Below are 14636 nucleotides of genomic sequence, written 5' to 3' on the forward strand. Positions count from 1 at the left end.
AAAATCATTATTTGATCACGATGTGTCTTGCGTACTGCACGATGATGCGGCTTCATGAGCATCTCATCGCTGCATCATTGACAGGCGGGCAAAAGTGAATTCGGAAATCTTTGGATATGCACCGGACGGGCAGGCGGTTCACCGGCTCACGATCTCCAATGGCCCGCTGACGGCCAGGATCATCAATTGGGGCGCAGCCATTCAGGATCTGCGCATGGAGGGCCATGCGGCTCCGCTGGTGATCGGCTATCGCGACTTTGCCGATTATCCGGCCCATTCACCGCATCTGGGTGCGATTGCGGGTCGTTCGGCCAATCGTATCCGCAATGCCCGGTTTGATCTGGACGGAACGACTTGCGAGGTAGAGCCGAATTTTCAGGGCCGCCACAACCTGCACGGCGGCAGCAAGGGGCTCGGCAATCGCGTCTGGAAGATAACCGGAAACGGTCCGGATTTCGTGACGCTTGCGACGGTGGCAACCGATGGCGAGATGGGGTTTCCCGGCAACCTGAATGTCAGCTGCACCTATATGCTCACCGGGGATGGGACGCTCATCGTGCGGCTGGAAGCGGTGACCGACAAGCCGACCGTCTGCAACCTGCTGCATCACAGCTACTTCAATCTCGATGATGGCGGCGAGGGCGATATCCTCGATCATCAGCTCAAGATCGGAGCCGACGCCTATATGCCGGTCGATGATGCTCTCATTCCGGACGGACGCGTTCTGCCGGTCAAAGGAACGCCTTTCGATTTCCGGGAGTTCCGTCCGATTCGCTTTGAGGAGAATGGCAGTCAGGTCCAGTACGACAGCAATTTCTGCCTGACCGCAGCGCGGGGTCCATTGCGCCCATGCGCGTCGGTCAAGGGCGCTCGTTCCGGTATTCGTCTCGATATCTCAACGACAGAACCGGGCGTTCAGTTCTATGCAGGCAACACCATGGCCAATGATTGCATCGGCCTGATGGGCAAGCCTTACGGAAAACACGCGGGTTTCTGTCTTGAGCCGCAGATATGGCCGGGATCGCTGGAATATCCGTATTTCCCGCAGGCAATATTGCGTCCGGGCGAGATTTACGCCCAGACCAGCCATTTCAGCTTTTCACGCGAAAAGTAATCAATCAGCAAAAGCGGCGCGTGCGGTTTCCATCGGAGCGAGCGCGCCGCGTATCTCGACGACACGCGCTGCAACCAGATGCGCCTTGCGGGCTGCATCCACCGGCGCGAGCCCGTTTAATCGCGCAGCAAGATAAGCACCGTTGAAGCTGTCGCCAGCGCCGGTGGTGTCCACGGCTTGCGCCATAACGGATGGTACCGACACTCTTTCATCGCCGGAGACGACCAGAGCCGGTTCGGTGCCGTCCTTGACGACGATCTCTTTCACGCCGAGTGCGGCAAGGCGATCTGCACAGGCGCTGGCATCCTTGTCGCCAAAGAGCGCTTGTTCATCGGGAAATGTGGGTAGGGCAATATCCGCAATGCGCATCGCTTCGCTGATGATCTCCTGCGCAACTTTCCGGTCAGGCCAGAGCTGGTGGCGGAAATTCGGATCGAATGCGATTCGTGAGCCGGCGGCGCGGCACTTCCGCAAGACATCGAAAAACGTGTCGCGATGCTCGGGCAGGATGATGGCGATTGAAATGCCCGAAAAATAGATGATGTCGCGGCCGGTCAGGCTTTTTTCAAGGGCTTCGGGGTTGCTGGCGAGACGCCGTGCCGCGGCGTCGCTCCGCCAATAGGTGAAGGAGCGCTCGGCACCGTTGAGCGTGATTGCGTAAAGGCCGGGATGAAGCCCGTCAATAATGGGGCTATGGGCGATTCCGATTCCATTTGATGTCAGGAATACGCGCTGCTTCTGGGAGAAGCTGTCTTCGCCGAAAGCGGTCACATATTCGACAGGGTAGGATTTCTCCATCAGTGCCCGCATGTACCAGGCGGTGTTCAGCGTATCACCCGCAAAACCCATGCGCCATTGATCGCCTTCATTGCCTGAAAGCTCGATCATGCATTCGCCGATAGACGCAAATCCGCCCATGTCAGTCTCCTCACTTCCAATGGGGCTAACGCCTATACTAATTTGCCGCTATGTAAAATTGGTTTGTCGGTAGTCATCCAGCCTTTATCGACTTGCCACATTCATTGTGTAAGCATCCCCCGACTGCATCGCCCTCAAAATCGGGATAGCTTTTCAAAAGCACGATGCATTACCTGATATTTTGGAGTTCCGCTGACGTCGTGTAGCGAACCTCAGCCAAGGATTTGACATGCGTTATGCGATTTATTTCACGCCGCCATCCAATGATGCGCTTTTGAAGGTTGCCGCAAACTGGCTCGGGCGCAATGCGTTCAGCGGGGAGCCGGTCAAAATGCCTGCGATTCGCTCGCTCGCGACCGCTGAAATCGCCCAGCTGACCGAAGAGCCGCGCCGTTATGGTTTTCATGCGACCATGAAAGCGCCGTTCCGTCTGGATGAAGAGCATACTGAAAATGACCTGCTTTCCGCATTGATGCATTTCGCATCGTCGGCGTCACCGGTCGTCATTCCCCGTTTGAAGCTGCATGCAATTGGCCCGTTCTTCGCGCTCGTGCCGGAAGAGCCGGTTGCTGAGCTGAACCAGCTCGCCAATGATGTTGTCGTTGCCTTCGACCGGTTTCGCGCACCGCTCACTGAGGCGGAAATTGCAAAGCGGCGGCCGGAGCGTCTCAGCGAGACACAGCGGCACAACATCGAACGCTGGGGCTATCCTTATGTTTTCGAGGAGTTCCGCTTTCACATGACCCTGACCGGCCCGGTTGAGGAGAAAGACCGCGCTCGCGTGGAGCGGACGCTGGACGAATTCTTTACGCCGCTGCTGGACGACGCCGTAGAGGTTGCGAATCTCGCGCTGTTCGTGGAACCTGAGAAAGGGGCTCCTTTCGAGATTCATTCGCTGCATCCTCTGACCGGTGGCAAGGTTGCGTCTGCTCGGGCCTCACGAGCGGTTGGGAGGCCGTAAGCAATGGGAAATGAAACGGTTCTGCGCAACGCCCGTATCGTGCTCTCCGACGATGTCGTTCTCGGTTCGCTGAAGCTCGTCGACGGCAAGATCGCCGATATCTCTACCGGCACCTCCAGTGTCGGCGAAGATATGGAAGGCGACTTCCTGACGCCGGGACTGGTGGAACTGCACACAGATCATCTCGAAGGACACTATGCTCCGCGCCCAAAGGTGCGCTGGAACCCTATTGCCGCCGTACAGGCGCATGATGCCCAGATTGCCGCCTCAGGGATTACCACCGTTTTCGACGCATTGCGCATTGGCTTTGATGACGACGCCGAAACGGGTATCGACGATATGCGCAAGCTATCGTCGGCAATTGCCGAAGGCCGCGATGCGGGCCGTTTGCGCGCCGACCATTTCCTGCATTTGCGTTGCGAGGTTTCCGCACCCGACTGCCTTCCTGCCTTCGAACAGTTTGGCAATCAGGCGCTGGTCAGGCTGGTGTCGCTGATGGATCACGCGCCGGGGCAGCGTCAGTTCACGGATATCGAAACCTACAAGACATATTTTATTCGCAAGCTGAAATTCTCGGAAGAAGAATTCCGGCTCTATTGCGAGCGGCGTATCGGGCAGTCCCAGCAATATTCCGCGCCGACACGCAAGGCGATTGCCGAATTGTGCCACCAGCGCGGGGTTATTCTGGCGAGCCACGATGACGCGACGACAGAGCATGTCGCGGAAGCACAGGCACAGGGAATACGCGTCGCGGAATTTCCCACGACACATACAGCTGCGAAAGCGTCAAAAGATTCCGGAATGTCGGTGCTTATGGGAGCGCCGAATGTCGTACGCGGCGGTTCGCATTCGGGAAATGTGTCTGCGCGCGAGCTGGTCGAAGCCGGGCATCTCGATATCATATCGTCGGATTATATCCCGGCCAGCATGATGCAGTCGGCTTTTTTTCTAGCTGATGTCGTCGAGAATATCTCGCTGCCGCAAGCCATTCGTCTGGTTTCCGCCAACCCCGCCAAAGCGGTAGGGCTGGATGATCGCGGCGAGATTGTTGCCGGCAAACGGGCTGATCTGGTTCGTGTGCAGATTGCCGATCACGTTCCGATCATCCGCACCGTCTGGCGAGAGGGACGGCGGGTTATTTAGAGCATCGATCTGATTGGATCAGACCGACGCTCTAAATATTTCTATTTCAAGCATAATCTTATCGATCCTCGTTTCACTCCGGTCGGATTATGCTCTAACCCACCGAGATGGGCGTGGTCGGTTCGAGCACCAGTCTGCCATCATCCAGAATATCGAGCCGCAGAGAGCGATAGCTTTCAATGCTCAGATGGGATGTCTTTGGGGAGTGCGGATGCGTTGCGGTGACCACGACAACGCTCGCACCGGCAGTTTCTCCGGCAACGATACCGGCTGGCGCATCCTCGAACACAAGGCAATTGTGCGGATCGAAACCAAGTCGTTTCGCGCCAAGCTGGAAACATTCGGGGCTCGGCTTGCCACGCTCTACATCTTCGGCGGAAACGATGGTCTTTGGCATCGGCAGTCCTGCCGCGGCGACGCGGCGGGTAGCAAGTTCAAGTGGCGCCGAGGTCACGATTGCCCAACGGTCTTGCGGCAATGAACTGAGAAAGTCATACGCGCCGTCGATAGGTGCAATGCCGTCCAGATCGGCCATCTCGGCCTGAAACAATATCTCTGCCTCGCGGATCGGGTCCACGCCCGGCAGAGCAAGGCGGCGGACGGTTTCGACTGCCCGGACACCATGGATCGTCGGCAGGAATGTGACTGGATCAATGCCATGACGTATCGCCCATTCGCTCCACACACGTTCGGTCGCTTCAATGGAACTCAATATCGTACCGTCCATGTCGAAAAGAAACGCATCGAATGATTTGCCGAAAGGGGAAAAGGAGGTCACGCTGAATGTCCTTTAACTACGCAGATGAGAATCGGGAGAATGCTTCCGTGATTGATCATAATGTTTATTGGGTGAGAAGACAGTCTTTGGAGCAGCCAGAGTCCCCACATCGGGTATGAAAATTCGCTTCGGCTCACTATATTGAGGAGCGACTGCAATATTGGCGAAACTTGATCATTTCGATCAATTGTGGCTTTTGGCACCCTTCCGAATTCAAATAAATGCCGAAAGCGCCGATTGCGACTGAATCGCATTCTCAGGATTGTTGTATAAATGACTGAAATAAAATCAAAAACACGCAACTATCCGGATGTGCGCTTTGCTGTTGCGCCCATGATTGACTGGTCGGACAGACATTGCCGCTACTTTCACCGGCTCTTTTCGAAGCAGGCATTGCTCTATACTGAAATGGTCGTGGCGGATGCCATCATTCACGGCCCACGCGACCGGTTGCTGGGTTTCGACACTGCTGAACATCCTGTGGCGCTGCAGTTAGGCGGTTCCGATCCGGTGAAGCTGAAAGAAGCTGCGAAGATCGGCGCCGATTACGGCTATGATGAAATCAATCTCAATGTCGGTTGCCCGTCGGATCGCGTGCAGTCAGGTACATTCGGAGCCTGCCTCATGCAGACCCCGGATGTGGTGGCGCGTTGCGTCTCTGCAATGAAAGAGGCCGTTTCCGTGCCCGTTACCGTCAAATGCCGTATTGGCGTTGACGATCAGGATGTGGAAGTTGCACTCGATACTTTGGCCGATCTGACACTTGATGCTGGTGCTGATGCGCTTTGGGTCCATGCCCGCAAGGCCTGGCTGAAAGGACTGTCGCCGAAGGAAAACCGCGAGATTCCACCGCTCGACTATGATCGCGTCTATCGCCTCAAGGCGCGGCTTGGTGATGTTTTCGTCGGCATCAACGGGGGGATCAATACACTGGACGAAGCAGAGCAGCACTTGCAGACGGTCGATGCGGTGATGCTCGGTCGCGCCGCTTACCATAACCCCGAGATTTTGGCGGAGGTGGATGCGCGCCTTTATGGCGGCGATCAGGCAGATACCTCGATCGCTGATATCATCGATGACATGTGCGCTTACACTGATCGCCATATCGCGACAGGCGGCAGGCTTTCGCATGTGAGCCGCCATATGGTCGGGCTTTTTACCGGACAGCCGGGCGCGCGGCGCTGGCGGCAAATCCTTTCGACAGACGCCACCAAGCCGGGCGCAAACAGCGACGTGCTGCGTCAGGCCTATGCCGTCGTGACTGAAGCGGCAGCAGAAGCTGCTTAGAATACGTTTCGATCTGATTGGATCAGATCGGCGCTCTCAGTATTTGTTTTGACGCGCATCTTATCCGAAAACCGTTTCACACTTTTCGGGATGCGCTCTAATCAATCAGAATAAGCTGGTCGCCGCGGACAGTGAACCCGCCGAGGGTTTGCAGGAAGTTCATGCCGAGCAGGCTGCCTGTCATCAGGCCTTCCTTCGTCACCATGGCGCGCACATTCTGGCGTTCGATATCGCCAATCTGCAATGTAGCAATATTGATGACTGCTGCACTTGCCGTGCCATTGGCCGTCATGATCGGAACGGAATAGTTGAGCGAGGCCGTGTCTATGCCCGCGCGCTCTGCATCTTGTTGGGACAGGACGACCGAAGATGCGCCGGTATCGACCAGAAAGTGAACGCGTTCGCCGTTTACGCGCCCGTTGACCTCGAAATGACCGTTTGCAGCCTTTGCAAGCGTGACAGTCAGGGCACCATCGGCATTGCGGCCTGAAATAGGACTGCCGGGGATTAGCCCGGCCGTGACCCGGCTCGCGACATCCTGCAGCTCATAACGATACTGGTAGCCAGCGACGAGACCGAGGATAATTACGGCCCACATGGCCATATTGCGCGCGAAGTCGGTCAGCTTGATGCCGGAGCCGAGCAAGCCAGCGGCAAGCACGACGCCCCAAATGCCCAGATAGGCTGCGCGGGCAAACACGTCATTGTCCATGCCAAGCGTTGAGCCGCTGTCATTGTTGGACATCAGCAGCAGGACAACAATCGCGACTGCCGCAATAATGAGCCAGAAAAAGCGCCCCATCAGCCAATTCTCTTTTCTACAATAATCTCATGCCTGTCGGCGAGAAGCGCCCAGACGGCCATTCGCTCTTCTGCACTCATGCTGGACCAGCGTGCGATTTCATCCAGCGTCCGGGCACAGCCGAGACAGAAGCCGGTTTCCGTATCTATCGTGCAAACCAATATGCACGGGGATTCGATGGTTGTCGTGTCCATGAATGCAATGTGGTTGCATCAAAGGGCCATGACAAGCCCGGCGAGGACGGCAACCGAACCGATCTGCTGCGCCGCGCCTAGCGTGTCACCCGTCTGCCCGCCGATTTTTGCGATGCAAAGTCTGGCAAAGCCGAAAAGCAGACCCGTCGCCAGCACAAGCGCATTGATGAGCGAGAGAAATCCGCCCGCTGGAATGAGCGTGAAGACAAGAAAGGCCAACCCAATCCCGAAACCGCAAACTACGGTCTCCCATTGTGGCTGGCCAACACTGTCAGACAGTCCACCGGGACGCGCGGAAGGAAGGGCGTGCCAGAATGCCAGCATGCCTGATCGGCTTGCCGCCTCGCAGCCGACCAGCGCAAGTGCTGCGTATCCCGCGCCTGCGCGGTCGATGATTGTCATCAGTAGAGCCGCTTTCAAACCGACGAAGACAATCAGCGTCAGCGCCGCGAAAGTCCCGATGCGGGAATCTTTCATGATATCCAGCCGACGATCAGGCGAAGAAGCACCGAAGAAACCGTCAGCAGTATCGCCCAGACCGTCTTCATGGAGCGCGCCGGTCATCGCCGCCAGAGCGCCAATTGCGAGCATCGCGCAGGCAAGGGGTGGCAGGTTCACTTTATAGGCCATGAAAAGCACCGCGCCTGCCAGCAGGCCCAGAACCGCTCCCGCGAGCGGAAAGGCACGGGCATTGCGCGGCAACGAATCATCGCCATCCTCGAACCATCTCTGCGGAAGCGGCAGGCGGCTTAGAAAGCCCAGACTCCGGATCGTGTCGCCAATGAGACTATTTCGCTGCAAGTGACTGTTCCACTTTGTTTCCCGAAATGGATTTCCGCGATAATTCGCCTCAATGTTGCTTCAACTCAAAGAGGTGATTTGAAAATTCGCGTCAGTGCTTATAGGACGAGCCCAACGAATTTACACCTCCCATCATTGATTGGACTGAACTTATGAGCGCCAGCGGCCTACCTTTTGACGATTTCCGAGAATTGATCCGAAATCTACCGGGGCCTGATCTCGGAGCGGAAAGGGCCGTTCGCGAGCGTGAGGCTACACTAACCAAGCCCGCCGGTTCGCTCGGACGCATGGAAGACATCGTGGCATGGCTTGCCGCATGGACTGGCAAGCGCACACCGCAGATCAATCGCCCGCTGGTCGCGGTGTTTGCTGGCAATCACGGGGTTACGGCCAAGAACATCACGCCATTTCCGCCAAGTGTCACGGCACAGATGGTCGAGAATTTCGCCGCCGGTGGCGCAGCCATCAACCAGATCTGCATTGCCAACGATCTTGGGCTAAAGGTTTTCGATCTGGCGCTGGAGCATCCAACCGGTGACATTACCGAAGAACCGGCCATGGATGAGCGCACCTGCGCCGCGACTATGGCTTTCGGCATGGAAGCGATTGCCGGTGGAACCGATCTCCTATGCATCGGCGAAATGGGTATCGGTAATACCACGATTGCCGCAGCGATCGCGCTGGCGCTCTTCGGTGGTACGGCGGAAGACTGGGTAGGGCCGGGCACGGGCTCAACGGGTGAACTGCTGCAGCGCAAGCTCGCCGCCGTTCGTCAGGCCGTAGCCCTCCATCAGGCACACCTGCAGGACCCGCTGGAAGTGCTGAGCCGTCTCGGCGGTCGTGAAATCGCAGCCATGGCCGGTGCAATTCTGGCGGCGCGCATGGAGAAAATTCCGGTCATCGTCGACGGTTTTGTGGCAAGCGCTGCCGCAGCTGTTCTCTATGCCGCCAATCCGGAAGCCATCGACCATTGCCTGTTTGGCCATGTTTCTGCCGAGCCGGGCCATCGCAAGCTTCTGGAGAAGATGGGCAAGCAGCCGCTTCTTGATATGGGAATGCGCCTTGGTGAAGGAACCGGTGCGGCGCTCGCAGCCAGTATCGTCAAGGCGGCAGCGCTGTGCCACAGCGGCATGGCCACGTTCGAACAGGCTGGAATATCCGGTTCGAAATAACGGTCACCGCATCGTCAAAAAGCCCGCCATTTGGCGGGCTTTTCTTTTAAATCAATAGCTTAAAAACATCAGTTGTTGTCTTTGTCGAGCACCATGTAGTCGAGCGGCAATTCGGTGGTGTACTTGATCTGCTCCATGGCGAAGGACGAAGACACGTCGCGAATTTCGATCTTGCTGATGAGGCGCTTGTAGAAAGCGTCATAAGCGCCGATGTCCGGCACGGCTACACGAAGCAGATAATCCACATCACCGCTCATGCGGTAGAATTCGATGACTTCAGGGAATTCCTGAACCACTTCAGAAAAGCGCTTCAGCCATTCATGGCTGTGGGAGCTTGTGCGCACCGATACGAACACCGTCACCCGCGCATTGACGCGGATCGGATCGAGAATGGCGACACGGCGCTTGATGACGCCATCTTCTTCAAGTTTCTGGATGCGGCGCCAGCATGGCGTCGTGGAAAGGCCAACTTTCTTGGCAACGTCTGCCACCGCAAGTGTCGCGTCTTCCTGCAATAAGCGCAGTATCTTCCTGTCGAGCCTGTCCATGCGTTTCCGTTCCCGGTTTTAGAAATCGTTTCCCGAACTGTGCGAATAGGTGAAACGTCATACCTTATGGTTCGCAATGATCCGAAGTTACAGGAAAAATATTCTGATGAAAACGAATGGAGTAAAAATTATTTATCGTCTTGGATGAGGTCTCGCACTTTTGCCTGAAGAACGGGCACAACTTCAGCATCGAACCATGGATTTCGCTTGAGCCAGCCGCTGTTGCGCCAGGATGGGTGCGGCAAGGGCAGGGCGATTCGACCCGCCGGATTGGGTGTCTCCAAGAAATACCGCCAGTTCCTGACGGTTTCAGTCAGATTGCGGCCCCGATAGTCGGGCAGATGATAGGCAAGAGCGTATTGTCCTACGACCAGAATGAATTCCAGCTGCGGCATTGCCGCGAAAACACGGTCATGCCAGGTCTGGCGGCATTCGCGGCGCGGCGGGAGATCACCGCCATGCTTGTCATAACCGGGAAAGCAGAAGCCCATCGGGACGATGGCAAAGCGTGACGGATCATAAAACTCTTCACGTGAGACGCCGAGCCATTGCCGCAGGCGATCGCCAGACGGGTCGTTGAACGGCAGGGAGGTGTTATGCACGCGAATGCCGGGAGCCTGACCGCAAATGGCAATTCTCGCTGTATCCGAGACGATGCAGACGGGATTGGGCTCGTGCGGTAGGGGCGGCGGAAACTGCGGTGTGTCGCGACAGATGCGGCAAGCCCGGATCGAGTGACTGAGTTCGTCCAGTTTTTCCATGAATACTATCAGTTTCGGGGCAGGATCATTTTGATGAAGGTTCGAATATGTTCCCTAATATAGGTAAAGCCATCGCCGATTACAGCCAGCAACGGTTCGCGGCCGGACGGCTGTTCAACTTCAAGATCGCGATGGTCCTTGCGCCATAGGGACGGTTGCTCAAACTGACCGGCCCAGATACCGCGCCGGTTGCGGCGGGCGTCGCGTTCCTCGCGCTGATAATCGCCGTAGGAGACGGCCCAGCCCTGTTCAACCATCCAGCGGTTGAGGTCGGTTTCCCCAAGATAACAGCGCGCCAGGTCGCGATTATACTGATCTCGTCCCTCTCTCTCACACCGAATCGAGGACTTCCCGATTCTGGCCCGCAAGATATTGCGGGCTTCCTTGCCGCAATCGTAAGGGGTTCTTGCCCGAACACACTGCTGTTGCATCTCCGGTGCGTCGATACCCTTGAGACGTATATGTTTCTTGCTGAGAACGACAGTATCGCCATCAATCACATAGACCGGCCCGTTCAATGCCGCTTTAGGCGCTGATTGGATTGGCAGATAGGCGATAAGCACGGCTAAAAAAGAAAATAGTAATATAGTCAATAAGATACTGCGAAAGCTTATGCTGTTGCTTTTGCGAGCCGGACGATAGGGACGTCTGTAAGGGCGACGGTATTTGCTCATAGATAGCTTCGCGACTCCCCGGCATCCTTCATTTTGCGCAGACTGCGAGCTCCTGTCGCTGACGTCAACAAGAGCAGATTGTTGATCGGAACAACAGTCAGTTTGTTGTCAATTAGCAACAGTCTTTACCGTTGCTTTAGGTTAGAAAGAGCTCAGGCACATTTTGCCCATTTCCCGCCACAAACTGGCGTCACCGATCATGGAAAGGCAGAAGCCACCAAAGTATTGAGAGCTGTCAGGCTCCAGCAGGATAGGCAGGAATGACGAAGGGCGCGTTGTTGCACAGCAAACGGATTGGGAACAGGATCACCCCTGTTCGCGCACCCTTTATTCTTTCCAATGATGGTAAGGCTTTTTTCGGCCAAGATCGGGTCTCAGTCTTGACGAAAACAGCGTGCATTCTGTCCTCTATGAATGTTTCCTCTGAATGTGAAAGACCAGCGTTGTGATGCGTATCCGCAGTTTTTCATATAGCGCCCTTGCTATGGCTCTCGGCTTGGCCATTGCCTGTAACAGCGCCTTTGCTTTCGACCTTAATGACGATTCCGAAAAGTCGAGAAGCCCGTTTGAACTCTTCAAGTTCGGCTTTTCCGCATACAAGAATGGTCACAAGGACGAAGCGATCAAGGCACTGCGTTATGCTGCGGATCGCGGCCATCAGGGTGCGAAGTGGAAACTGGCCCGCATGTATGCCGATGGCGACGGCGTGCCGGAAAATGACTATGAAGCCTATAAGATTTTCGAAAAGATCGTTCGCGAAGGTTCTGAACCGGGTTCGGAAAACGACTCTTATGTGGCTGACGCTCTCGTGGCGCTTGCAGGCTATGTGAAGCGCGGTATTCCGGGCTCGCCGGTCAATGCCAATCCGGGTATGGCACGCAATCTCTATGTGCAGGCCGCCTCGAATTTCGGTGATTCCGCTGCCCAGTTCGAGCTTGGCAAAATGCTGCTCGACGGCGACGGCGGAGAACGCAATTCCATTCAGGCCGCACGTTGGTTCCAGCTTGCCGCCAAGAAGGGTAATGCCGGTGCGCAAGCCATGCTCGGCAACATGCTGTTTCAGGCAGGCAAGACCGTTCGTGGCCTCGCTATGATGACCGCAGCTTTCGAACGCTGCCCGACCGAAGATTGCCCATGGATACGCGATATGCAGGAACAGGCATTCTCGATTGCCGGCGAAGCGGACCGTCGTAATGCGATTGCACTCTCCAGTGACTACGTCACCAAAGGCGACTTCTGATTTAACTGGAAACGCTATGGTCTTGATTTAGCGTCAGTTCTCAGACCGAAAGCGTTATCGTCACCGGCACATGGTCGGATGGCTTTTCCCACGCACGGACGTGCTTTTCCACATCACTCGATATGAAACGATTGGCCGCCTCCGGCGACAGCATGAGATGGTCGATACGGATGCCGTTGTTCTTCTGCCAGGCACCAGCCTGATAATCCCAGAACGAGTAAATCCCGCTATCGTCGGTTGACGCACGGATTGCATCGGTAAAGCCCAGATTTTCAAGCCTGCGGAATGCCTGGCGCGATTGTGGCTTGAAGAGCGCGTCGCCCACCCACTGCTCGGGATTCTTGGCATCGTCCGGCTCGGGAATGACGTTATAGTCACCGGCAAGCACTAAAGGTTCTTCAAGAGCAAGGCGATCTTTCGCCCAGAGCTCAAGCCGCTGCATCCACGAAAGCTTGTATGGAAATTTCTCCGTATCCACGGGATTGCCGTTCGGCAGGTAAAGTGAAACGACGCGGACAACGCCCTTGTCCGTCGAGTAGACACCTTCGATAAAGCGCGCCTGCTCATCGCCATCGTCGCCGGGAAGACCGCGATTGACCTCATCCGGTGATTTCTTGGACAGAAGTGCGACACCGTTGAAGCCCTTCTGGCCGTGTGTTTCCACATGATAGCCAAGCGCTTCAATCTCCAGACGCGGAAACTGGTCATCGACCGACTTGATTTCCTGCAGGCAGGCAATATCGGGCGAGGACTCCTTCAGCCAGTGTTGGAGGTTCTCGATACGGGCTTTGACGCCGTTGATGTTCCAGGTCGCGATTTTCATATCGCTATGATTATGCGCTTGGGGAGGTGAGGGCAAGCAGGGCGCAATCGCGCGTCACAGCTTTTCATCGGCCACAATTTCGGTATCCGGGGAAAAATCGGCTCAAGACTATTTGTATTGGCGGTTTTGCATTCCTATTTGCTCTGGACAGGAGCCAAACAGGAGATATTCGAATGTTCGACGCCAAGAAACTTCTCGAGCAGTTTCTGGGATCACAAGTACCCGGTACATCGGGAAGTGTCCGCGACAAGGCCGGGCAGGTGACAGACCTGGCAAAGAAGAACCCGCTTGCAACGGGAGCCATTGCCGCCGCCATTCTTGGCACGAAGACCGGGCGCAAGCTCGCAGGCAATGTGGCGACCGTCGGCGGCATCGCTGCCATCGCCGGATTGGGATATCTTGCCTACAAAAATTACAAGTCCGGTCAGGCACCGCAGACGGCTGAACAGCCGGTTGCGAAGGAGCCCGAGCTTCTTCCTCCGCCCCCAGCCGATTCTCCGTTTCACCCGCAATCTCCCGCTATGAGCAACAGTTTTGCGCTGACACTCGTGCAGGCGATGATTGCCGCCGCGAAAGCCGACGGTCATATTGATGATGCCGAGCGGGCTCGCATCATGGAGAAGGTGAAGATTTCCGGTCTTGATGACGAGGCGGAAGCCTTCCTTGAGAAGGAGCTTGCCGATCCCGTTGATCTCAATGTTCTGGTTTCAGCCGCGCAGACTGAGGAGCAGAAGGTCGAGCTTTATACGGCTTCGCGTCTTGCAATAGACCCCGATAACAGGGCTGAACGTGGATATCTGGATATGCTGGCTGGTCGTCTCGGCCTGCCGGATGCCTTGGTGGATCACATCGAAGCGACGGTCGCTTCGGTAAAGGTATGAGGCCGGTTGTTTTCCGGCAGCCATGAAAAAACCGGCCGCCACATGGCAGCCGGTTTTAAATCTTCTATTCGCGTATTCGCGCGCCCGTCAGATGGCGAAACTGGTTCCGCAGCCGCAGGCCGAAGTGGCGTTCGGATTGCGAATCTGGAACGACTGTCCCATCAGATCATCGACGAAATCGATTTCTGAACCATCCATATAGGGAACCGAAATGGAATCGATCAGCACCTTGGCGCCGAGCTTCTCGATGACGATGTCGTCGTCGGTCTGCTCATCAACCAGATCGTATTTATAGGAGAAGCCGGAACACCCGCCGCCCTCGACAGAAACGCGAAGGGCAGTCTTTCCCGGTTCCGATCCGAGAATCTTGGCGATCCGCTTTGCTGCGGAATCTGAAACGGTAATGCCTGTCATCTGCCTTGTTCCGTTTGCAATTGCGAATATCGAACCGGGTGATTTCTCCAGATTTCCGATAGCCGCATACTTGCCTTCATGATTAGCTGATAGCTATGAACGCGAACTGCGGAAGTCAATATTCG

General features: G+C 56.0%; 17 protein-coding genes. 7 read left to right on the forward strand and 10 right to left on the reverse strand.

The genetic code is table 11. The features are described 5' to 3' along the window. The first annotated feature begins 94 nt into the window (after nucleotides 1-94). Nucleotides 95-1114 (forward strand): aldose epimerase family protein, encoded by a 1020-nt coding sequence (locus KWJ32_RS16400; RefSeq protein WP_151609811.1) that lies wholly within the window; start codon nucleotides 95-97, stop codon nucleotides 1112-1114. Here KWJ32_RS16400 and KWJ32_RS16405 read toward each other — a convergent pair whose 3' ends face one another. Continuing rightward, complete coding sequence (locus KWJ32_RS16405; RefSeq protein ID WP_125334287.1) at nucleotides 1115-2032, reverse strand: sugar kinase; 918 nt, start codon at nucleotides 2030-2032, stop codon at nucleotides 1115-1117. It lies immediately after the preceding gene. A 229-nt stretch (nucleotides 2033-2261) separates the two neighbouring features. On the opposite strand from KWJ32_RS16405, the gene KWJ32_RS16410 reads away from it, so the two are divergent. Together KWJ32_RS16410 and KWJ32_RS16415 are read left to right on the forward strand one after the other, a co-directional pair. Next, nucleotides 2262-2993, forward strand: coding sequence for a DUF1045 domain-containing protein (locus KWJ32_RS16410; protein WP_010661223.1), 732 nt, complete (start codon nucleotides 2262-2264; stop codon nucleotides 2991-2993). Between the two features lie 3 nt (nucleotides 2994-2996). Next, nucleotides 2997-4136, forward strand: coding sequence for an alpha-D-ribose 1-methylphosphonate 5-triphosphate diphosphatase (locus KWJ32_RS16415; RefSeq protein ID WP_151609813.1), 1140 nt, complete (start codon nucleotides 2997-2999; stop codon nucleotides 4134-4136). Between the two features lie 94 nt (nucleotides 4137-4230). Here KWJ32_RS16415 and KWJ32_RS16420 read toward each other — a convergent pair whose 3' ends face one another. Further along, a complete protein-coding gene (locus KWJ32_RS16420) occupies nucleotides 4231-4914 on the reverse strand; it encodes an HAD family hydrolase (protein ID WP_012092226.1) in 684 nt (227 codons plus the stop codon). Nucleotides 4915-5187: 273 nt separating this feature from the next. On the opposite strand from KWJ32_RS16420, the gene dusA reads away from it, so the two are divergent. Continuing rightward, on the forward strand, nucleotides 5188-6201 hold the full coding sequence (gene dusA / locus KWJ32_RS16425; RefSeq protein ID WP_012092225.1) for a tRNA dihydrouridine(20/20a) synthase DusA: 1014 nt from the start codon (nucleotides 5188-5190) through the stop codon (nucleotides 6199-6201). Nucleotides 6202-6298: 97 nt separating this feature from the next. On the opposite strand, the gene KWJ32_RS16430 is transcribed toward dusA, so the two are convergent. Genes KWJ32_RS16430 through KWJ32_RS16440 form a run of 3 tightly spaced genes read right to left on the reverse strand, consistent with a single transcriptional unit; the run spans nucleotide 6299 to nucleotide 7998 of the window. Further along, entirely contained in the window at nucleotides 6299-7003 is a 705-nt protein-coding gene (locus KWJ32_RS16430) for a TIGR02281 family clan AA aspartic protease (protein ID WP_010661227.1), read from the reverse strand. Further along, nucleotides 7003-7197, reverse strand: coding sequence for a DUF1289 domain-containing protein (locus tag KWJ32_RS16435; protein ID WP_012092224.1), 195 nt, complete (start codon nucleotides 7195-7197; stop codon nucleotides 7003-7005). Before KWJ32_RS16435 ends, KWJ32_RS16430 begins: the two co-directional genes overlap by 1 nt. An 18-nt stretch (nucleotides 7198-7215) precedes the next feature. After that, complete coding sequence (locus KWJ32_RS16440) at nucleotides 7216-7998, reverse strand: adenosylcobinamide-GDP ribazoletransferase (protein ID WP_012092223.1); 783 nt, start codon at nucleotides 7996-7998, stop codon at nucleotides 7216-7218. Nucleotides 7999-8150: 152 nt separating this feature from the next. Here KWJ32_RS16440 and cobT point away from each other — a divergent pair, with 152 nt between their 5' ends. Beyond that, nucleotides 8151-9170, forward strand: a complete 1020-nt coding sequence (cobT, locus tag KWJ32_RS16445; protein ID WP_012092222.1) for a nicotinate-nucleotide--dimethylbenzimidazole phosphoribosyltransferase — start codon at nucleotides 8151-8153, stop codon at nucleotides 9168-9170. Nucleotides 9171-9238: 68 nt separating this feature from the next. On the opposite strand, the gene KWJ32_RS16450 is transcribed toward cobT, so the two are convergent. From KWJ32_RS16450 to KWJ32_RS16460, 3 genes are all read right to left on the reverse strand, one after another. Further along, a complete protein-coding gene (locus tag KWJ32_RS16450; protein WP_010661230.1) occupies nucleotides 9239-9718 on the reverse strand; it encodes an Lrp/AsnC family transcriptional regulator in 480 nt (159 codons plus the stop codon). A gap of 128 nt (nucleotides 9719-9846) precedes the next feature. Next, a complete protein-coding gene (locus tag KWJ32_RS16455; protein ID WP_029376248.1) occupies nucleotides 9847-10488 on the reverse strand; it encodes a uracil-DNA glycosylase family protein in 642 nt (213 codons plus the stop codon). After that, entirely contained in the window at nucleotides 10488-11153 is a 666-nt protein-coding gene (locus KWJ32_RS16460; protein WP_151609903.1) for a thermonuclease family protein, read from the reverse strand. Before KWJ32_RS16460 ends, KWJ32_RS16455 begins: the two co-directional genes overlap by 1 nt. A 448-nt stretch (nucleotides 11154-11601) precedes the next feature. Between KWJ32_RS16460 and KWJ32_RS16465 the strand changes: the two genes are divergently transcribed. Beyond that, a complete protein-coding gene (locus KWJ32_RS16465; RefSeq protein ID WP_010661233.1) occupies nucleotides 11602-12393 on the forward strand; it encodes a tetratricopeptide repeat protein in 792 nt (263 codons plus the stop codon). Nucleotides 12394-12433: 40 nt separating this feature from the next. Here KWJ32_RS16465 and xth read toward each other — a convergent pair whose 3' ends face one another. Next, complete coding sequence (gene xth / locus KWJ32_RS16470; protein ID WP_010661234.1) at nucleotides 12434-13216, reverse strand: exodeoxyribonuclease III; 783 nt, start codon at nucleotides 13214-13216, stop codon at nucleotides 12434-12436. 173 nt (nucleotides 13217-13389) lie between these two features. Here xth and KWJ32_RS16475 point away from each other — a divergent pair, with 173 nt between their 5' ends. Continuing rightward, entirely contained in the window at nucleotides 13390-14097 is a 708-nt protein-coding gene (locus KWJ32_RS16475; RefSeq protein ID WP_010661235.1) for a tellurite resistance TerB family protein, read from the forward strand. An 87-nt stretch (nucleotides 14098-14184) separates the two neighbouring features. Here KWJ32_RS16475 and erpA read toward each other — a convergent pair whose 3' ends face one another. Continuing rightward, nucleotides 14185-14511 carry an iron-sulfur cluster insertion protein ErpA gene (erpA, locus tag KWJ32_RS16480; RefSeq protein ID WP_006471759.1) on the reverse strand — a complete coding sequence of 109 codons (327 nt, stop codon included), beginning with the start codon at nucleotides 14509-14511 and terminating at the stop codon, nucleotides 14185-14187. Nucleotides 14512-14636 lie beyond the last annotated feature (125 nt).

The sequence above is a fragment of the Ochrobactrum sp. BTU2 genome, assembly GCF_024539785.1.
GTDB classification, from domain to species: Bacteria; Pseudomonadota; Alphaproteobacteria; order Rhizobiales; family Rhizobiaceae; genus Brucella; species Brucella anthropi.

Coding starts and splice junctions, on each gene's coding strand:
- KWJ32_RS16405 (WP_125334287.1), bottom strand. CDS start 2,032: ATGGGCGGATTTGCGTCTATCGGCGAATGCATGATCGAGCTTTCAGGC.
- KWJ32_RS16410 (WP_010661223.1), top strand. CDS start 2,262: ATGCGTTATGCGATTTATTTCACGCCGCCATCCAATGATGCGCTTTTG.
- KWJ32_RS16415 (WP_151609813.1), top strand. CDS start 2,997: ATGGGAAATGAAACGGTTCTGCGCAACGCCCGTATCGTGCTCTCCGAC.
- dusA (WP_012092225.1), top strand. CDS start 5,188: ATGACTGAAATAAAATCAAAAACACGCAACTATCCGGATGTGCGCTTT.
- KWJ32_RS16430 (WP_010661227.1), bottom strand. CDS start 7,003: ATGGGGCGCTTTTTCTGGCTCATTATTGCGGCAGTCGCGATTGTTGTC.
- KWJ32_RS16435 (WP_012092224.1), bottom strand. CDS start 7,197: ATGGACACGACAACCATCGAATCCCCGTGCATATTGGTTTGCACGATA.
- cobT (WP_012092222.1), top strand. CDS start 8,151: ATGAGCGCCAGCGGCCTACCTTTTGACGATTTCCGAGAATTGATCCGA.
- KWJ32_RS16450 (WP_010661230.1), bottom strand. CDS start 9,718: ATGGACAGGCTCGACAGGAAGATACTGCGCTTATTGCAGGAAGACGCG.
- KWJ32_RS16460 (WP_151609903.1), bottom strand. CDS start 11,153: ATGAGCAAATACCGTCGCCCTTACAGACGTCCCTATCGTCCGGCTCGC.
- KWJ32_RS16465 (WP_010661233.1), top strand. CDS start 11,602: ATGCGTATCCGCAGTTTTTCATATAGCGCCCTTGCTATGGCTCTCGGC.
- xth (WP_010661234.1), bottom strand. CDS start 13,216: ATGAAAATCGCGACCTGGAACATCAACGGCGTCAAAGCCCGTATCGAG.
- KWJ32_RS16475 (WP_010661235.1), top strand. CDS start 13,390: ATGTTCGACGCCAAGAAACTTCTCGAGCAGTTTCTGGGATCACAAGTA.
- erpA (WP_006471759.1), bottom strand. CDS start 14,511: ATGACAGGCATTACCGTTTCAGATTCCGCAGCAAAGCGGATCGCCAAG.